We start from the raw sequence: 17081 nt of genomic DNA on the forward strand, positions 1-17081 counted from the left end.
CGGGGCAGCATTCCCGGTTGGGGGGGCGGTGGGGGGGCAGCAGGACGGGGAGGCGCCATTCCGGGTTGGGGAGGCATCGGTGGAACACCTGCACCCATCGGCGGCCGGGGCGGCGGCATCGGAGGTGAATTGGGAACACGCGGCGGTGGCGGAGGAGGACTTTGGGGATTGGTCATAGGAAGACTCGCAAGAGGGCTAGTAATGAATCAGGTATTTTCAGTGTGCCACTGTTCTTGGAAAAGGAGAGTAATCATTATGTTAAAACTTGGCGGCACAGGAACACCCATAGGGGTAACACCCCCACAAAGCTCAGGGTACTCAGGGCAATCACCGCCGGTGGCAGTTCGGTATTGAGTTCGTATTCCTCCGCCAAAATTAGGGCGGCAAAGGCCGTAGGTGTGCCAGTCATAATCGCGATCGCCAGCAATGTGTCCCCCCGCAAGCCCAAACCATAGGCGATCGCCATCATTGTCAGGGGCAGCAACAGCGTTTTCACCAACATCGGCAGCAACCCCACGCGAAAGCTCTGCCAGCCGGGGAGCCGACTGAGGCGAATTCCGGTGAGAACAAAGGCAAAGGGAATCACCAAGTGAATATCCATCTCACACAGCCTTTCGATTGCGTCGGGAAAGGAAAGATCATGGGTCGCAAAGCCCGCCATTGATGCCCAAAGGGTCGGCACCGTTGGAATCACCACCAAAGCCCGCCACCAAGGTTGATCATTGCCCCTACCGTAGTACTGACCAAGGAATGAACCGAAGCCATAGGTACCGACGGCATTTTGGGTAATGGCGTAGAAAGCTGCCCAAGGCAATGCCGTGTCACTCAGAAGAGGAATCGCGACCCCCAAGCCAACAAAGCCTGTATTGCCGAGAATGCTGGCAATCAGATAGCTCCCCTGAAAGCGGCGACTTTCTCCTTCGGGAACTGTACTCGTCAAGAAGGGAGGTGTGTATTGCAGCCATTGCGGTTGAAAGTAGCGTTTCTGCCAATAGTAAAGGCCCTGGGCAAGGGTATAGCCGACAATCAGCGCCACAAAGGCCAGCACCGGTGCCAACCAAATGAGTCCTGCGAAGTTGGTCTGCCGCACTAAGGCAAAAATTTGAATGGGTACCCCGACCCAATAGAGGCCGCGTCCCAACCATTGGGGAATCACTGCCGGCAACCAACGGCCACAGATGAACCCCAAACTTGTCCAAATGACTAAGGGGCTAGCTGCGCTGAGTGCATCTGCCATCGCGATTGCCCGTTAACGATTCTCCAAACAATATACTGTGGACATTCCGAAAGGAGTTTACCGATGGTATTACAAAAGGGGTCAGCCCTGAGTTTTGTCATCTTACTGGGGGTGGTCTCCCTTTGTGCCGATGCCACCTATGAAGGCGCACGCAGTCTCACGGGGGTCTATTTAGGCGTATTGGGTGCCAGTGGTACCGTTGTCGGCCTCGTGGCGGGTTTGGGGGAATTCATTGGCTACGGTCTGCGCCTTCTGATTGGTTATGTGAGCGATCGCACCCGTGCCTATTGGCGCATTACCACCCTAGGTTATGCCATCAATACCTTGGCTGTGCCCCTCATGGCCCTGGCCCATCGTTGGGAAGTTCTAGCGGGATTCATGATTGCTGAGCGCACTGGCAAAGCGATTCGTACACCCCCCCGCGATGTTTTACTCTCCTACGGTGCTAGCCAAGTGGGTCGTGGCTTTGGCTTTGGTCTCCATGAAGCGATGGATCAAATTGGTGCCGTTGTTGGGCCGCTGATGGTGGCCGGCGTCTTTGCCCTCACCCAGCACTATCAATGGAGTTTTGCTGTCCTCGCCATTCCTGCTTTGGTTGGTTTGGTTGTTTTATTGGTGATGCAGCGGCGGTACCCAGAGCCACGGGACTTTGAAACGGTGGTTCCGGATCTCGATACCAAAAGACTACCAACGCTGTTTTGGATTTACCTCTTAGCGGTGGCCTGTCTGGGCGCCGGTTATGTGGATTTCCCCTTGATTGCCTTTCATTTACAGCAGGGGAATAGTCTGCAAACGAGTCAAATTCCGCTGCTTTATGCCTTGGCGATGGGGGTTGATGCGGTGGCTGCCCTGCTCTTTGGGTACTTACTGGATCGCATGGGCATCATGGCCTTGATCCTTGCGGTTGTGCTGTCAGTGGGCTTTGCTCCTTTGGTCTTCCTCAGTTCTGCGGTGATTTGGGGCATGGTGCTGTGGGGCATTGGCATGGGTGCCCAAGAATCCATTGTGCGGGCGATCGTCGCCAACCTCGTCCCCTCAGCATGGCGGGGGTCGGCCTATGGCATCTTCAGCACTGGCTATGGCTTAGCGTGGTTTCTAGGAAGTTTGCTCATGGGCATGCTCTACGATCGCTCCTTGGGGTTGTTGGTACTGGTGTCAGTAGCGCTGCAACTGCTGGGGCTGCCGCTGTTATTGTGGATTAGGCAAGGGGCGAGGCATCGTGCTTAGGGGCTGCTTCTTCGGCGAGCGCCTGTAGCCAATAAAGATGGGCATATACCCCATTGCGAGCCAAGAGTTCACTGTGGGTGCCCTGCTCCACCAGTTGTCCCCGTTTGAGCACAAAAATGCGATCCACATGGCGAATCGTGGCAAGGCGGTGGGCGATAATAATGGCGGTTCGGTTCACTAACAGGCGGTTTAAGGCCTCCTGAATCATCGCCTCTGTACCCACATCCAAATTGGCGGTTGCCTCATCAAGGACAAGGATTTCTGGATGACGAATCGCTACCCGCGCAAAGGCCAAAAGTTGTCGCTGCCCCGCCGATAGATTCGTGCCCCGCTGCCGCAGGGGAGTGTCATAGCCTTGGGGCAACTGTTCAATAAAGTCAGCAATGTTCATTTCGGCGGCCACCCGCTGAATTTCGGCAAGGGTGTAGTTGTCGCCAAGGGCAATGTTGCTTTTGACATCCCCCGAAAAGAGAAAGCTATCCTGCAAAATCACGCCAATGTGCTGCCGCAGTTCTGCTTGGGTAAAGTCGCGGACATTGCGACCAGCCACCAGCACTTCACCGCGTGTCGGATCATAGAGGCGACAAAGCAAGCGAATAATTGAACTTTTGCCCGCACCCGTAGGGCCAACAATCGCTACCTTCTCACCAGCATGGATCTGAAACGAAAGTTGCTTGAGGACATAGTCATCGTCTTTGTAGGCCAGCCAGACATCGCGAAACTCAACAGCAGCGGCTGTATTTTCTGCCTTGGGCAAATGCAAAAAGGTGCGATTGGGATCCTGAATTTCAATGGGTTCTGAGAGCAGATCATGGATGCGCTCAATGGCGGTTAAGCCCGCTTGCACTGTGGTAAATTTCTCCGCCAACTGCCGCAATGGATCAAAGACGCGCTGGGAAAAGAGGATAAACGTGGCCAAGGTACCAAAGTCAATCGCACGCTGCTCCACCAATGCACCGCCCAGCCAGAGAACGCCAGCGATCGCCACAAAGGCAATCCACTCCAACGTTGCTGATACTGCTGAATCATAGAAAATCGTCCGATCCACCTCTTTGATGTAGCGTTGATTGCGCCGCCGAAACAGTTGGCTATTAAAGGCCTCACGGCGAAACAGTTGCACCACGGTAATGCCAACGATGTTTTCCTGAAGATCGGCATTCAGTAGCGACAGTTCTTCGCGGGATTTGTAGTTGGCCACGCGGTAGCGATGTTGAAAATAGATAATCAGGGCGGTGATCGGCACTACCAAGGCCAGCAGCAGGGTTGCCAGCAGGCGGTCAATAAAAAACATCGTCAGGATGACCACCAACATTGAGAAGACATCGCTGAGAACCCCCACGGCGCCAGTGGCAAACACATCCCCCAGAGCATCCACATCACTGGTCAAGCGGGTAATAAGCTTACCAACGGGGGTGCGGTCAAAAAAGCGCGACGATAACCGTAGCACGTGGTCAAATAAGTCATGGCGAATATCCGCAGTAATGTTTTGGCCAATTTTTTGAATCCAGTACCCCTGCACTGCCTGCACCCCGAAGCGCAGCACCACAGTAATCAGCAGTGCAATGCTCAGTAGATCAATCCCTTGGGTCAGGGCCAAAGGTTTCAAAAAACTATAGGTACTCTCTTCCCCCTTGAGGAAGGCGATCGCCTGACCAATGATGATTGGTTGCAGTGCCGCTGCTGCCGCCAAGGGAATCAAGAGCAAGCCACTTCCCACCAGTCCCCAGCGATAGGGCTTGAGGTAAGGAATCAGTCGTTGCAAAAGTTGCCAATCCGTGGAGCGTGTTGCCGCTGTCATGCCCTGCTGAAACTTGTGAACATCCTTTTTCCCAGTCTAGTGGGTGCTTGTAATTGTTTGTAACAATTTACACGCTTTAGGGAGTTGTCATCTGGCCATCCCTTAGCTAGACTAAGGGTAGTTCGGGCTATTCAATCCCCCGCATAGCCCCACTGAAATCCCCGAAAAGGTAAGTTACGCCGAAAGGGTAACGCACAAATCAAGGATCCTGTAGCCGCCGCTTCAGAAAATGGTATGGATGCCCTTGATGCCGAAGGGATTTTTTCCAAGCTTCTCAACAGCTCCAAAGAGGGTGTAGGTTAGCTTGCGCTTTGATTAGGTAGGATAGTGGAGCGATCGCCACCCGCTCCCTGTCACTCTCTCAAAATCGCAGTAGGCTAGAACTAGCGGCACCCCGTTCCATTCTATTGATCGGTTTATGAGTGATTCCCGTTTGCTCGATATGGCGCGGCAGGGCGACCCCCGTGCCATTGGTACGCTGCTGAATGCGGTTCTTCTGCCAAAGCGGGTAAAGGCCACTGTGGTACGTCAGGCCGAGGAGTTAATGATTACGCTGCATTCAGAAAAAATGCTCAATCAAGGGGCAGCCGTAACCCTGATCCGCACCGCCTTAGAAAAACTGCACTTGCCAGAGATTCAACGGGTTTTCATTGAGTCACGGGTGTTGGGTGTCCCCCTCTGGGAACGTCATTTCGCATTACAAGTCGAGCCTGCCGTTCAACCCCCTCCGCCAGCGATCGCAGATCCAGGGGTCACGGAAACCGCACCACCTGAACCAACGCTGCTGGATTTAATGTCCGCTTTTATGACCTCCGAGGCACCTGCCACATCTGAAAGTCAGGATGCCAAGGCGCGATCGCCCCAAGAGAAGGAACAACCCATTCCAGTAGAAAGCACACCTGAATATGGCGATATTGTCGCCCCTGAAGCAGCTCCTCCCCTAGAGCAAGTCGCTGAGGACAGAACAGGGGCAGAACCCATCAGTGAGCTGCAAGAGAGTTTCCTAGATGAAATTTCAGAAATTGACCCTGACGAGGACATTAGCTTGGCAGATTTAGCTGCCGCCTTCGACCCCAACCCACCCTCACCCGAACTCAATACTGACCGTGAAGAATCTCGATCTGAGTCGCCCCCCCTTCAAGAAGAGCACATTGAATCCGACACCCTTGATGGATCCTCAGAAGAATTGCCAGTCCTCGCGGTCGCTGCTGAACCACCCCCAGAAGCTCCTGAGTCCGCAGAAGAGAGCATTACACCACCAGAAGCCCAAGCAAGTGTTGTTGAGATTCCTGAACTCTCTGAAGCTGCCCCAGAGCAACCGGCCCTTGAGGCATACGACTTCCCTGAACCGACGACTGAGGACATTGCCGCTCTAGCAGCCTTAGAGGCTAAGGTTAGCCCACCAACCGCAATAACCCCTGAGATGACTGCTGAATCCTCGCCTGAGGGAGCGATCGCCCCAGAACCCACACCAACAGTTGATGATCCTTGGGTCATCTCAGACACGTTGCCCACTTCACCCCCAGTCCCTTCAGAATCTTCTCCTATGCCCCAAGACCAAGAACCCGCCAACTATCCTGCCCTACGGGATCCTTGGTTAGAGGCCGAGCCTGTGCTACAAGTTCAGGCAGATAAGACACAAGAACCCCCACCACCCTCTGAAACCGCCACAGACCCCCCCCAGCCCCCCTCTGAATCCGAGATTTACACCACTCCAACGATTGAAAAAGTGCCCCGCGATGCTCAGTCAAAGGTGGCAGGTATCGCTGGAATGGTTATGGGCTTAGGCTTTTGTGCCACGGGATTAGGAGCCATAATTGGTCTGCCGATGGTTGTGGGCAGTATGTGGATGCTTGGGGATGAGGAAGTATGGAGTGGTGAGTGTCCCCATTGTCATCAGCCACTAAAAATTGCAGTGGGTAAGCTGTGGCGCTTTAGTTGTGAGAAGTGTCAGGGATTGATTGAAGTAAAACATGGCCGCTTCTACGCACGCCAAGCCCCCCCGACGCCCTAACCCAAATCGAAATTTATCTGACCCCGTTGGCGACGCGCTTCAAGGGCTTGGGCAATGAGAGCCAATAGCCCCGGTGCCTCTTCCTGAATCGTCAGCAGGAGACGTTCGCCCATCGCCAAATCTGTATCTGGAGCGGGCGGTTCTTCTTGAACCAACTGCCGCAGCTGAGGTACCGTATTGTCAACAATTTCCACGAGTGCCCCCAAGCAGCGAAAAAACTGCCGTTCGGTGAGGGTGCTATCCTCAATGGGGAATTCAATCATGGCACGCACTTCACCCTCATTGGGGTCGTACTCCCACTGCAACATTTTTGTCTGCCACGAGATGCACAGTAGCGTTTGCAAAATGGCATCACGAAAGCGGTGGGTTTTAATCCCCGGCAAGAGATTGGGGGCATAGAGCTTAAAAAACTCGCCCCCCTCATCTAGCTCAATGACGACGATAAATCGCTCAAGGTGATCGCCGTTGACGCCCGTAATAATTTGGTGGTTGGATGCATTCAACCGATAGTTCAGTTGGTGCCGTTCGAGATATTGGGCAATTTGGCTAAGGGCGATCGCCATGCCGCCGCCATCCTATACCGTTGCCAAAGGCCGATGACTAATTGTGGTTCCCAAAACCTCGAGAAATGCCGCCAACCACTGGGGATGAGCCGGCCAAGCTGGGGCTGTGACGAGATTGCCATCCACCACGACTGCATCCACTGCCACAGGGGTAAAGTTGCCGCCCGCACTCACCACCTCAGGACCACAGGCCGGATAGGCAGTACAGGTTTTACCAGCCAAGACACCCGCTGCTGCCAGCAGTTGAAGGCCGTGACAAATGGCTGCAATCGGTTTTTGGCTCTCGCCGAAGTGTTTGGTGATTTCCAGTACCCGTGGATTGAGGCGCAAATACTCTGGGGCACGCCCCCCCGGCACCACTAAGGCATCATAGGCACTGGGATCAATTTCTGCAAAGGTGGCATTGAGCGTAAAATTGTGCCCCCGTTTTTCGCTGTAGGTTTGATCTCCCTCAAAATCGTGAACCGCTGTGCGAACGCTATCCCCAGCAACTTTATCCGGACAGACGGCATGCACTGTGTGACCCACCATTTGCAAGGCTTGGAAGGGCACCATCACCTCGTAGTCTTCAGCATAGTCACCCACGAGCATCAGAATGCGTTTGCCACTCATGATTCTTTGCCTCTTGCATTGACCTGTTTTGATCCTGACACAATCCTGTTCCCTCATAAAAGTTAATCTGAGAAGGGGGTTGATGAGGTGCAGTGTCATGGTAGAAGGCAAGACTGCTGGGGTTTACTTTGTGGGTGCTGGCCCCGGTGATCCAGAATTACTCACCCTCAAGGGACAACGGCTCATTCAACAGGCCGATGTGATTCTCTATGCCGATTCCTTGGTGCCGACGGGGATTTTGCAGTTTGCGCCGCCGAGTGCCACCTGTATTCCCACAGCCGCAATGACTCTCGAAGATATCATTCCGCTCATGGTTGAAGCGGTGCAAGCCGGTAAAAAAGTGGTGCGGCTACAATCGGGAGATCCCAGCCTCTACAGTGCCATTCACGAGCAGATTGCCCGCCTCGCGGAAGCAGGCATTACCGTTGAAGTTGTCCCCGGCATTAGTGCCTACCAGTTGGCCGCCGCCCGCCTCAATGCCGAACTCACCCTACCCGAATTAGTACAGACAATTATCCTCACCCGTGCTAGTGGCCGTACACGAGTCCCACCAACAGAAGAATTGGCCAGTCTAGCCGCCCACAAAGCCAGCCTCTGCCTCTATCTGAGTGCGAATTGTGTCCACCGTGCCCAGCGAGATTTGCTTCAGCACTATCCATCTGAAACCCCAGTTGCTGTGGGCTACCGCTTGGGATGGCCCGATGAGCAGTTGTGGCTGGTTCCCTTGGCTGCAATGGCATCATTCAGTCAGCAACAGCGATTAACGCGCACCACCCTTTACTTGATCAGTCCAGCACTGGCAGTACAACATCAAGGCCATGGCTCATTGCGCTCCTGCCTTTATAGTCCAGAACACCACCATCTATTTCGCCCTCATTAACCTGCCTATAATTGGGATACGTTGTAGGCAAAGGATGTGGGCAACTGGCTCAGCAAAGCACTGATCGTTTTGATTCGCGCTTATCAGCGTTGGATTTCGCCCTTATTTTTGCCCACCTGTCGTTATACGCCCACTTGTTCTGCCTATGCGGTTGAGGCGATCGCCCGATTTGGGGCAGTCAAGGGAACCTATTTGGCCATTCGTCGTATTTTGCGCTGCCACCCCTTTGCTGCCGGCGGCTATGATCCTGTACCCGATCCCCACAACGACTCTGTGCCCCCCTCTTCCCCTTGACCCTAGAGACGCTCTACTTTCTGAGACTGTGGGGAGAACAAAATCCCTCAGGCTGGGGTGATGAGCCGAGGTAGCTCCTGTTGAATGAGGGCAATAATCTCTGCCTGCTCCATGATGTGCTTCTACCTGAGCTATCTTTGAGGGACTGTTTGAGTCATGGTCTTAAGCCAAGACTTGCTTGAGTGCCTGAATCACTTGATCCTGTTGGGCAAGAGTGAGTCCATAGTATAGGGGTAAGCTAATGGCTTCTTGGTAGTAGGCTTCGGCGTTGGGAAAGTCTCCCCATTGAAAGCCCAATTGCTGATAGTAGGGTTGGGTATGTACAGGAATGTAGTGGAGATTCACCCCAATCCCAAGGGCACGAAGGGCTTCAAAGACCTCTCGATGGGATGTTTGAATTTGGTCTCGCTTCAGGCGAATGATGTAGAGATGCCAACTGGAGCGGGTGTCAGGATGCTGAAATGGGAGCGTGAGGGGCAAATCAGCAAGATATTGATGATAGCGTTGGGCTAGAAAACGCCGCCGCTCGACAAATAGATCAAGGCGTTGCAGTTGCCGTAGGCCGAGGGCGGCTTGGAGGTCGGTCATGCGGTAGTTAAAGCCCAGTTCCAGTTGTTGGTAGTACCAAGGACCATGGGAGTCACTCACCATTTGCTGGGGATCGCGGGTAATACCGTGGCTGCGCAGACGGATGAGTTTCTGATAGAGGTCTGGATCGTTGGTGAGAATAGCGCCCCCTTCACCCGTGGTGATGATTTTCACAGGGTGAAAGCTAAAGACCGCCATCGTGGAAAATTCACAGCAGCCGATAGGTCGGCCACGGTACTGACCACCAATGGCATGGGAGGCATCTTCAATCAGAGTAAAGCCATAGGTCTGTGCTAACTCGGCAAGGGCAGCCATCTCACAGGATTGCCCGGCGAGGTGAACAGGAATGACGATCTTGGGGAGTGTACCCTGTGTCTGTGCGAGTTCTAGTTTTGCGGCAAGGGCAGAGACACTGAGGTTATAGGTGTGGGGGTCAATATCGACAAAATCCACCGTGGCACCACAGTAAAGGCCACAGTTGGCGGAGGCAACAAAGGTAATCGGCGATGTCCATAGGCGATCGCCCCCCTTTAACCCGGCTGCTATACAGGCGAGGTGAAGCGCTGCTGTGGCACTACTGACCACAATGGCATACCGTGCACCACAATAACTCGCCAGTGCTGCCTCAAATTCAGGAATCTTGGGGCCTTGGGTCAGCCAGTCCGATTGCAGGACTTCAATGACAGCGGCAATATCCTCTGGCGTAATGTCTTGACGACCGTAGGGGATGATGCTCATTTAGCCTCTGTTAGCCCCTGCCCGGCATAAAGTTGGGGTCAACATGTTGGCGAATCAGGTTGCGTAGCTCCTCAATACTCAGGAAGCGATCGTTACTCCCTGAATTGTAGCTGAACCCTGGCTTGACCCGTGTCGCCCCTGTTTTGGCACAATACTCCTCAATGGTGTAGCGTCCTTGAGTGGGCAGAATGGCATAGTACTGACCTCGGTCAACCGTAGTATAGGCGTCTGAAGTGGTAATCATCTCTTCGTGGATTTTCTCCCCCGGCCGAATGCCGACGATCGCCCGCTCACAGTCAGGACAAATCGCCTCTGCCACATCCAGAATGCGATAGGAGGGAATTTTAGGCACAAAGATTTCGCCCCCCCAACTATGCTCCAGTGCCCACAGTACCATTTCTACCCCCTCCTGGAGGGAGATATTAAAGCGCGTCATGGTTGGATCCGTAATCGGCAGGCAGCCCTCACAACGTTTTTTCAAGAAAAAAGGAATCACTGACCCCCGCGACCCCATGACGTTGCCGTAGCGAACCACACTAAAGCGCAGATCACGACCCGCAAAGTTATTGGCAGCAATGAAGAGTTTGTCACTACAGAGCTTTGTTGCTCCGTAGAGGTTGATGGGGGCAGCCGCCTTGTCAGTGGAGAGGGCAACGACCTGTGTGACATTCGTGTCGAGGCAAGCTTGAATGACGTTTTCAGCTCCCATTACGTTAGTACGGATAAACTCAATGGGGTTATATTCCGCCGCCGGCACTTGTTTGAGAGCCGCCGCATGAACGACAATATCCACTTTGTTGAAGGCACGGCGCAGGCGATCGCGATCTCTGACGTCGCCAATGAAGTAGCGAATCCCCGGATACTTCTCGGGTGGAAACTCCTGCGCCATCTCAAACTGCTTTAGCTCATCGCGGCTAAAGATCACCAAGCGCCGAATATCGGGAAAGCGCCGCAACACCTCCTTGACAAACGCACGGCCAAACGACCCAGTTCCCCCTGTCACCAGTACGCTACTATCCTTTGTCAATCCTTGAAACATTAGCTAGTAAACCAGAAGTTCTGAACAGCCTTGAGTTTAACCACAACAACCGCTCGGCCATTGTCAGGCACAATGAGATCGGGAATGGCCTCTCCCACAAAATAACAAAATAACCGTGAAAGAAAATCGGCACCTTGCGTCGTTCCTCGTACTCTATTTGCCGTTCCTGCAGGGCAACCTCAAAGACTTGTTGGTAGATGGCTTCGCTGAAACCACTGCCTAATTCTTGGAAGATGTCTTGGGCAGTCTCCTGAATAAGCTGGAGCCAGTGTTTCATAGGGATGTAGCGTGCTGACGGTACCAAGTGATTGTACGTTCTAAGCCTTCTTTGAGGGGAATTTGGGCACGAAACCCAAAGGCCTCTTTTGCCTTAGTGGTATCGAGGCAACGCCGCGGTTGACCATTGGGCTTATCGGTTTGCCATTCAATCTGCCCTTGAAAGTTCATCAGGTCGCAGATGAGTTCAACTAGATTCTTAATGGTGATTTCTTCCCCCGTACCCAAGTTAATCGGATCGGGATGATCATAGGCTTGGGTGGCCATGACAATCCCGCGAGCAGCATCCTCGACATAGAGAAATTCGCGGCTAGGGCTGCCATCCCCCCAGACGGGAATCACCCTCTCCCCCTGTTGCTGAGCAATGTAAACTTTGCGGATCAAGGCAGGAATCACATGGGAACTTAAGGGGTCAAAGTTATCCCCTGGCCCATAAAGATTCACGGGCAAGAGATAGATGCCATTAAAGCCATACTGCTGCCGATAGGCTTGCAATTGTACAAGAAGGGCTTTTTTAGCAATGCCGTAGGGAGCATTGGTTTCTTCAGGGTAGCCGTTCCAAAGATCACTTTCTTTGAAGGGAACGGGGGTGAATTTGGGATAGGCACAAATCGTCCCCACACAGACAAATTTCTCGACCCCCGCACGATAGGCACAGTCAATGAGTTGTGCCCCCATCATCAGGTTGTCATAAAAGAGTTCAGCGGGCTTGGCTTGATTGAGACCAATCCCCCCCACATGGGCAGCAAGGTGAATGATAATATCTTGGTTTTGAACGACGGCTTGGCAAGCAGAGAGTTGGCGTAGATCGTAGTCGCGCGATCGCACCACGGTGATTTGTTCAGGCCCTGCCCCTGCGTTTTGCAACTGCGCCACCACTTGGCGTCCCAAAAATCCCGCCCCACCCGTGACGAGAATCCTTTTTTCACTGAGGTCCATGGCTAGTCTGCCTTACTGATAAACTGCCGCTGGGCAATGAGATCCAGCACGGTGTCAGAGGTGGTTTTGGCAGTTGTTCCTTGAATCCCCACTGCATGGAGATCCGCTTCCACCATCAGAGCCACCAGTTCAGGAAAGGTAACCGAGGGCTCCCAGCCCAAAACCGTTTTGGCTTTGGTTGGATCCCCCAAGAGTAAATCCACCTCTGTGGGACGCAAATAACGGGGGTCAAATTCCACGTAGTCCTGCCAATTGAGACCCACATAACCAAAGGCGAGTTCTAAAAATTCCCGCACGGAGTGGGTTTCGCCGGTGGCCACCACATAGTCATCGGGTTGCTCCTGTTGCAGCATCAGCCACATGGCACGCACATAGTCCTTGGCGTAGCCCCAATCCCGCTTCGCTTCTAGGTTCCCCAAATACAGCTTGTTTTGCTGGCCAGCCACAATGCGGGCAACGGCACGGGTAATTTTGCGGGTCACGAATGTTTCACCGCGCCGAGGGGAGTTATGGATCCAACCTTGGCCAATACCGGCATGAAAGGTGCCAGAGGTGGTCGCCAAATCAAATACCCATCCTTCATGGGCGATCGCGTGGGCTTTAATGACTTCGTCCTTTGGTTGACAGAGATGCTGTCCCGATTGCGTGGTCTGGGGACTGTTCAAATTCAGCTTGTAGTAGGTGCGATCGCCCCGTTCTTCAAGGCAAAGGGTAATACGCTGCTCCAAAGTGGTGCTCACCAGCCAATAGAGGCCTGCCGCCAATACGGGTGAAGTCGTGCAAAAGCCCTGAAACTCATAGCGTAGGCCATCCCCAGCGCTAAAGCCCTCAAGAAACGCTAAGCGAGCAGCATGATCAGCGTTGAGAATGCGTTGGGGAATTCGCTTGTGACCCCTATGGGTATAGATTTGAGCGTAGAGGTAGCGGCCATAGTCGCAATTGCCCTTGAGGTGCAGTTGGGTTACAGGCTGACCGTTTGGCAAGTCATTTGCAGCCGTGTCCTCACTGGTGTATCCTGCGGCAACTTTCCGCCATGCGGCACTGACTCGTGGCAATAATTCTGGGTCTTGGTTAGCCACTCTCACTTTGCCTTCAGGGGTAAGATGCCCCTCTGCAACCAGAATCCCCAGGAGCCAAGCTTCGCTGGGGCTGACCTCCACTTGCTCCGTAGCGGGGGGGAGATCAATGAGGGCAAGGCGATCGCCCACCTGTACCCGCTGTGTCTCCTTCGCGCAGGGCGTTTCGCCATTGAGGACAAAAACTTGATGATCGGCAGTTGTTTCGTAGAGGGCTGCCCGTGCCATGATCCGATGAACGGTTTTATCGCCGCCATTCCAAGTGGCGGTCATGCAAGTCACAGTTGTCCAGCCCTGGGCATCCCAGACCTCAAAGCGATCCTCTGGTGCTAAGTCGGTCGTATAGCGTTTACCATGCTTCCAATCGGTGCGATGGGGAACAACATCGGCAATGGGCAGAATATCGATCAGTCCCCGCCGCCGCAGAATCACTGGTGTGGTGCCAGTCACACACTCGTGGTTGAAGAGAATGCCATTACAGGCAAAAAGATTGTAGGCCTCGCGATAATTCACGGTTTGCCAGTGGGCGTAGACCTTGGCACAGGCGTAGGGACTGCGGGGATAAAAGGGTGTCGTTTCCCGCTGTGGCACTTCCTGCACAAGGCCAAACATCTCTGAGGAACCGGCTTGGTAGAACTTTACCTGTTTACCTGTGCGCTCTTGGTATTCGCGGATTGCCTCGAGAAGTCGCAGCGTCCCCATGGCCACGGTCTCGACGGTGTATTGGGGAGCGTCGAAGCTCACCCGCACATGGGATTGCGCCCCCAGATTGTAAACCTCATCGGGCTGACTCAGTTCTAAAATCCGCCGTAGGGTACCGCCATCGGTGAGATCGCCATAGTGCAGGCGTAGGGCAGCCCCTTCTTGGTGGGGGTCAACGTAAATGTGGTCAATGCGATCGGTGTTAAACGTGGAGGTGCGGCGAATAATGCCGTGGACTTCATAGCCCTTCTCAAGGAGGAGTTCACTCAGATAAGAACCATCTTGACCGGTGATACCCGTAATTAACGCCCGCTTACGATCGTCCATCCGTTATTGCCTTGCTCCTAAGCGTGTTTTTTCTGGATAGCCCACAGCCCGCTTTAACGCGGCTAGGGAGCGATTATAGTTCAAGATGGCGGCAAGAAGATTTCCTTGGGCTTGGGTCAAATTCGTTTCCGCATTGGTGACTTCCTGTTGCGTTCCCACCCCCGCTTGAAAACGCAGCCGAGCAAGGCGCAGCCCTTCAGTGGCTTGGGTAACCGCTGTTCGTGCTGTGGCAATGTTTTTCTCATTGGCTCTGAGGTTGGTGTAGGCTGTTTCCACCTCTAGGCGGATGGTGTTTTTCTGATTGGCGTATTGTTCCTCAGCCGTTGCTGCAAGGGCTTCTTGGCGAGCCGCACTGGCACGGGCGTTGCCGCCATCAAAGAGGGCTAATTGTATTTGCAGCCCCACCTCATAGCCAAAGCGAGGCGCGAAGTCATCCGTGACTTTGTCCAGCATATTGCTACTGGCAAAGAGGCTCAGTTGGGGACGGGTAGCTGCCAATGCCACCTGACGATTTTTCAGGGCAATCGTGCGCTGTAGCAGCCGCTGCTCTAGCTCAACACGATTCTGATAGGCAAGGAGAATACTGTCCTCAAGGGAAAGTGACCACTCCTCGGCGGGTTCAACGCGCTCAGCGATCGCCACATCCACCGTTTGATTCACATTCAATCGCTGTGCCAACTGTCGCCGGGTCGTGATTTCCAAATTACGCGCTTGGCTCAAGTTTTGCTGGGCATTGGCAAGGCTCACCTCTGCGGTCAACACATCCAATAGCGTCCCAATCCCTGCTTGCTCAAAGGCCGTCGCATCCCGCAGGGTCACTTGGGCATTGGCTACGGCAGCTTCACCAATTTGCACCTGTACCTTGGCCTGTTGCGCCAAATAGTAATCATTGGTTACATCAAGGATCAGTTGTTGGAGTTGGCGTTGTACCTCTAGTTCACTGAAGCGCACTTGGTCGCGAGCTGCCGCAATGGCCGCCGATCGCCCGCCCCCCGCAAACAACGTATAGTTCATCACTAGGGCTGCATTCAACGTTGCCCCACGCGTCGCCCCAAAAAGATTGGTGAAAAAGTTTGTGAAGTTGAGTTGATTCACTGGTGCAAGGGTAATGGGAGTGAAGTTGGAGGGTGTAGCAGCCTGACTAGCACTATTTTGCAGTTGTTGCAGTTGCTGTTGCAGCTCCAGGTTTTGCTGATCCGAAAATGCCGTGAGTTGCGGGCCTTGAAATCGCTGTTGTAGCCGTTGCACCTGAGTATTCAAAATACTGCTAGCGGCCAGTTGCTGAGCGAGAAGCTGTTGCTGCGCCTGTTGCTGTTGCTGCTGTTGTAAAGAGAGCTGCTGCTGAAAGTTGAGGGGCAGGTAGGCAGGCTGGCCACCGGGGGAGGTATTTTGACCGATGCTGGCTTGAAACGCAAGGGTGGGATAAAGCTGTGCTTGCACCTGTCGCAGTTGTGCCCGTGCCCGTTGTAGTTGTAGCTCACTAATTTGTAGGCCAATGTTATTGCGAATGGCCACCTCAATCGCTTGCTCGAGGGTGAGGGGGTGATTGAGATCAATGTTGATCGTCTCAGGAAGCGCTAGTCTATCGGGATTGGGGTTGAGAGGCGTGAGGGCATCTGAGGCTGGCGTTTGGGAAGATGCCTGTGCCACTGGAGTCGTGGTGGGTGTAGCTTGAACGAGGCTAGGCAACGTCACAGGGGCGATCGCCAGGAGTCCCGACACCAGCATTTTTTGGCGATTCAGGGCAAGATCATTCAACATGAGAACTTAGACGTGCAACCTGCTCAACTTAGCCACGGTAGGACTTCGCCTAAGCACTCGTAAAGATTGCCAACGTACAGCCATGGGCCTCACTCCCACAACACACCTATTCTGCAAAACTCTAGCATGGATTCTCGATTGCGATCGCCCCCTAGAGCAATAGCCGCAGACCACGAGGATTGAAAAGGGGGAGAAAACTGATCTAGAATAAGGAACCCTCAAAAAGGAGAGGTGGCTGAGTGGTCGAAAGCGGCAGATTGCTAATCTGTTGATAGGCAGGTAACTCCTATCCGAGGGTTCGAATCCCTCCCTCTCCGTTAAAGAAAATATCATCAAACAATAGCTGACACTTATCCTTTGCTACCCCTCAGCAAAGCGCGAACGGGGCAAGGGCAGGAGATAATAAATTTACATAAACATCTTTGGGATAATGACGATGGCCAGCGACTTAGCAATGACGATTCTCCCCGGTATGACCGTGAAGGTCACCAATCCCAACGATACCTACTACCAATTTCAGGGGATTGTACAGCGGGTCACAGATGGCAAAGTGGCAGTGCTCTTTGAGGGAGGGAACTGGGATAAATTGGTTACTTTTCAGACCAGTGAGCTAGAGCCAGTCGTGACCACGCCCAAGGAAAAAGCGAAAGCGAAAAAGTAAACGATGGCGCGGCGATCGCCTCCTCCCCAACCCTTGGCCGAAATTATCCAGACAGCAACAGATCACTGCATTGCCCAGTGCCACGAACCTGCTAGCCTCGATTTTCCTGTGGTGCCCGCCTTGGGTAGTTGGGTGCGGATTCCTGAAGGCGATCGCGTCATTTATGGCGTTGTTGCCTATGTCGTGACGGCTCCCATTGACACGATTCACCGTGCCACCGCCTTGGGACTATCCCTAGAGCAACTACGGCAAGAGCAGCCCCATATTTTCGCCATGTTGAAAACCGAGGTGACGATCGCCATCACTGGCTTTCAGGAACAGGAACGCTTTTATCACCATTTGCCCCCCC

The 17081-nt window shown here is 53.6% G+C and carries 16 protein-coding genes, 1 tRNA gene and 1 pseudogene; 7 read left to right on the forward strand and 11 right to left on the reverse strand.

Translation table 11 applies throughout. The features are described from left to right. Window positions 1–253: 253 nt before the first annotated feature. On the reverse strand, window positions 254–1237 hold the full coding sequence (locus IGQ15_RS07540) for an AEC family transporter (RefSeq protein WP_297050390.1): 984 nt from the start codon (window positions 1235–1237) through the stop codon (window positions 254–256). Between the two features lie 63 nt (window positions 1238–1300). On the opposite strand from IGQ15_RS07540, the gene IGQ15_RS07545 reads away from it, so the two are divergent. Continuing rightward, window positions 1301–2464, forward strand: coding sequence for an MFS transporter (locus IGQ15_RS07545; RefSeq protein WP_297050392.1), 1164 nt, complete (start codon window positions 1301–1303; stop codon window positions 2462–2464). Here the strand turns inward: IGQ15_RS07545 and IGQ15_RS07550 are convergent. Beyond that, window positions 2436–4262 (reverse strand): ABC transporter ATP-binding protein, encoded by a 1827-nt coding sequence (locus tag IGQ15_RS07550; protein WP_297050394.1) that lies wholly within the window; start codon window positions 4260–4262, stop codon window positions 2436–2438. The genes IGQ15_RS07545 and IGQ15_RS07550 overlap by 29 nt on opposite strands. 418 nt (window positions 4263–4680) lie before the next feature. On the opposite strand from IGQ15_RS07550, the gene IGQ15_RS07555 reads away from it, so the two are divergent. Next, window positions 4681–6276, forward strand: coding sequence for a hypothetical protein (locus IGQ15_RS07555; RefSeq protein ID WP_297050396.1), 1596 nt, complete (start codon window positions 4681–4683; stop codon window positions 6274–6276). Here IGQ15_RS07555 and IGQ15_RS07560 read toward each other — a convergent pair. Together IGQ15_RS07560 and IGQ15_RS07565 are read right to left on the reverse strand one after the other, a co-directional pair. After that, entirely contained in the window at window positions 6273–6839 is a 567-nt protein-coding gene (locus tag IGQ15_RS07560) for a hypothetical protein (RefSeq protein ID WP_297050398.1), read from the reverse strand. The genes IGQ15_RS07555 and IGQ15_RS07560 overlap by 4 nt on opposite strands. Window positions 6840–6851: 12 nt before the next feature. After that, entirely contained in the window at window positions 6852–7451 is a 600-nt protein-coding gene (locus IGQ15_RS07565) for a DJ-1/PfpI family protein (protein WP_297050400.1), read from the reverse strand. Window positions 7452–7548: 97 nt separating this feature from the next. Between IGQ15_RS07565 and cobM the strand changes: the two genes are divergently transcribed. Both cobM and yidD read left to right on the forward strand, forming a co-directional pair. Beyond that, entirely contained in the window at window positions 7549–8331 is a 783-nt protein-coding gene (gene cobM / locus IGQ15_RS07570; protein WP_297050402.1) for a precorrin-4 C(11)-methyltransferase, read from the forward strand. Window positions 8332–8367: 36 nt separating this feature from the next. Further along, a complete protein-coding gene (gene yidD, locus IGQ15_RS07575; RefSeq protein WP_297050403.1) occupies window positions 8368–8625 on the forward strand; it encodes a membrane protein insertion efficiency factor YidD in 258 nt (85 codons plus the stop codon). Between the two features lie 162 nt (window positions 8626–8787). On the opposite strand, the gene pseC is transcribed toward yidD, so the two are convergent. The 7 genes and pseudogenes from pseC to IGQ15_RS07610 form a co-directional block, all read right to left on the reverse strand. Beyond that, window positions 8788–9951 (reverse strand): UDP-4-amino-4,6-dideoxy-N-acetyl-beta-L-altrosamine transaminase, encoded by a 1164-nt coding sequence (gene pseC, locus IGQ15_RS07580; RefSeq protein WP_297050406.1) that lies wholly within the window; start codon window positions 9949–9951, stop codon window positions 8788–8790. A gap of 10 nt (window positions 9952–9961) precedes the next feature. Continuing rightward, complete coding sequence (gene pseB, locus IGQ15_RS07585) at window positions 9962–10990, reverse strand: UDP-N-acetylglucosamine 4,6-dehydratase (inverting) (protein WP_297050409.1); 1029 nt, start codon at window positions 10988–10990, stop codon at window positions 9962–9964. Beyond that, a complete protein-coding gene (locus IGQ15_RS07590; protein WP_297050411.1) occupies window positions 10965–11267 on the reverse strand; it encodes a GxxExxY protein in 303 nt (100 codons plus the stop codon). Before IGQ15_RS07590 ends, pseB begins: the two co-directional genes overlap by 26 nt. Next, the gene (locus IGQ15_RS07595; protein WP_297050416.1) at window positions 11264–12205 is read right to left on the reverse strand and encodes a GDP-L-fucose synthase; all 942 of its coding nucleotides are present in this window, start codon (window positions 12203–12205) and stop codon (window positions 11264–11266) included. Before IGQ15_RS07595 ends, IGQ15_RS07590 begins: the two co-directional genes overlap by 4 nt. A gap of 2 nt (window positions 12206–12207) precedes the next feature. After that, entirely contained in the window at window positions 12208–13554 is a 1347-nt protein-coding gene (locus IGQ15_RS12070; RefSeq protein WP_363315816.1) for a GDP-mannose 4,6-dehydratase, read from the reverse strand. Between the two features lie 180 nt (window positions 13555–13734). Then, a pseudogene (locus IGQ15_RS07605) lies at window positions 13735–14310 on the reverse strand (GDP-mannose 4,6-dehydratase); the annotation flags it as partial. 3 nt (window positions 14311–14313) lie between these two features. After that, window positions 14314–16071, reverse strand: coding sequence for a TolC family protein (locus IGQ15_RS07610; RefSeq protein WP_297050418.1), 1758 nt, complete (start codon window positions 16069–16071; stop codon window positions 14314–14316). Window positions 16072–16296: 225 nt separating this feature from the next. Here IGQ15_RS07610 and IGQ15_RS07615 point away from each other — a divergent pair. From IGQ15_RS07615 to IGQ15_RS07625, 3 genes are all read left to right on the forward strand, one after another. Further along, window positions 16297–16388, forward strand: a tRNA-Ser gene (locus tag IGQ15_RS07615). Window positions 16389–16525: 137 nt separating this feature from the next. Beyond that, window positions 16526–16732, forward strand: a complete 207-nt coding sequence (locus IGQ15_RS07620; RefSeq protein WP_315863032.1) for an NAD(P)H dehydrogenase subunit NdhS — start codon at window positions 16526–16528, stop codon at window positions 16730–16732. Window positions 16733–16735: 3 nt separating this feature from the next. After that, the coding region (locus IGQ15_RS07625) for an HAS-barrel domain-containing protein (protein ID WP_297050422.1) at window positions 16736–17081 on the forward strand (346 nt) is incomplete at its 3' end.

The sequence above is a fragment of the Thermosynechococcus sp. M98_K2018_005 genome (assembly GCF_015295825.1).
Classification (GTDB): Bacteria; Cyanobacteriota; Cyanobacteriia; order Thermosynechococcales; family Thermosynechococcaceae; genus Thermosynechococcus.

What these genes read in the sequence shown, in the direction of transcription:
- IGQ15_RS07540 (WP_297050390.1), bottom strand. Translation starts at nt 1,237, where the DNA reads ATGGCAGATGCACTCAGCGCAGCTAGCCCCTTAGTCATTTGGACAAGT.
- IGQ15_RS07545 (WP_297050392.1), top strand. Translation starts at nt 1,301, where the DNA reads ATGGTATTACAAAAGGGGTCAGCCCTGAGTTTTGTCATCTTACTGGGG.
- IGQ15_RS07550 (WP_297050394.1), bottom strand. Translation starts at nt 4,262, where the DNA reads ATGACAGCGGCAACACGCTCCACGGATTGGCAACTTTTGCAACGACTG.
- IGQ15_RS07555 (WP_297050396.1), top strand. Translation starts at nt 4,681, where the DNA reads ATGAGTGATTCCCGTTTGCTCGATATGGCGCGGCAGGGCGACCCCCGT.
- IGQ15_RS07560 (WP_297050398.1), bottom strand. Translation starts at nt 6,839, where the DNA reads ATGGCGATCGCCCTTAGCCAAATTGCCCAATATCTCGAACGGCACCAA.
- IGQ15_RS07565 (WP_297050400.1), bottom strand. Translation starts at nt 7,451, where the DNA reads ATGAGTGGCAAACGCATTCTGATGCTCGTGGGTGACTATGCTGAAGAC.
- cobM (WP_297050402.1), top strand. Translation starts at nt 7,549, where the DNA reads ATGGTAGAAGGCAAGACTGCTGGGGTTTACTTTGTGGGTGCTGGCCCC.
- pseC (WP_297050406.1), bottom strand. Translation starts at nt 9,951, where the DNA reads ATGAGCATCATCCCCTACGGTCGTCAAGACATTACGCCAGAGGATATT.
- pseB (WP_297050409.1), bottom strand. Translation starts at nt 10,990, where the DNA reads ATGTTTCAAGGATTGACAAAGGATAGTAGCGTACTGGTGACAGGGGGA.
- IGQ15_RS07590 (WP_297050411.1), bottom strand. Translation starts at nt 11,267, where the DNA reads ATGAAACACTGGCTCCAGCTTATTCAGGAGACTGCCCAAGACATCTTC.
- IGQ15_RS07595 (WP_297050416.1), bottom strand. Translation starts at nt 12,205, where the DNA reads ATGGACCTCAGTGAAAAAAGGATTCTCGTCACGGGTGGGGCGGGATTT.
- IGQ15_RS12070 (WP_363315816.1), bottom strand. Translation starts at nt 13,554, where the DNA reads ATGACCGCCACTTGGAATGGCGGCGATAAAACCGTTCATCGGATCATG.
- IGQ15_RS07610 (WP_297050418.1), bottom strand. Translation starts at nt 16,071, where the DNA reads ATGTTGAATGATCTTGCCCTGAATCGCCAAAAAATGCTGGTGTCGGGA.
- IGQ15_RS07620 (WP_315863032.1), top strand. Translation starts at nt 16,526, where the DNA reads ATGACGATTCTCCCCGGTATGACCGTGAAGGTCACCAATCCCAACGAT.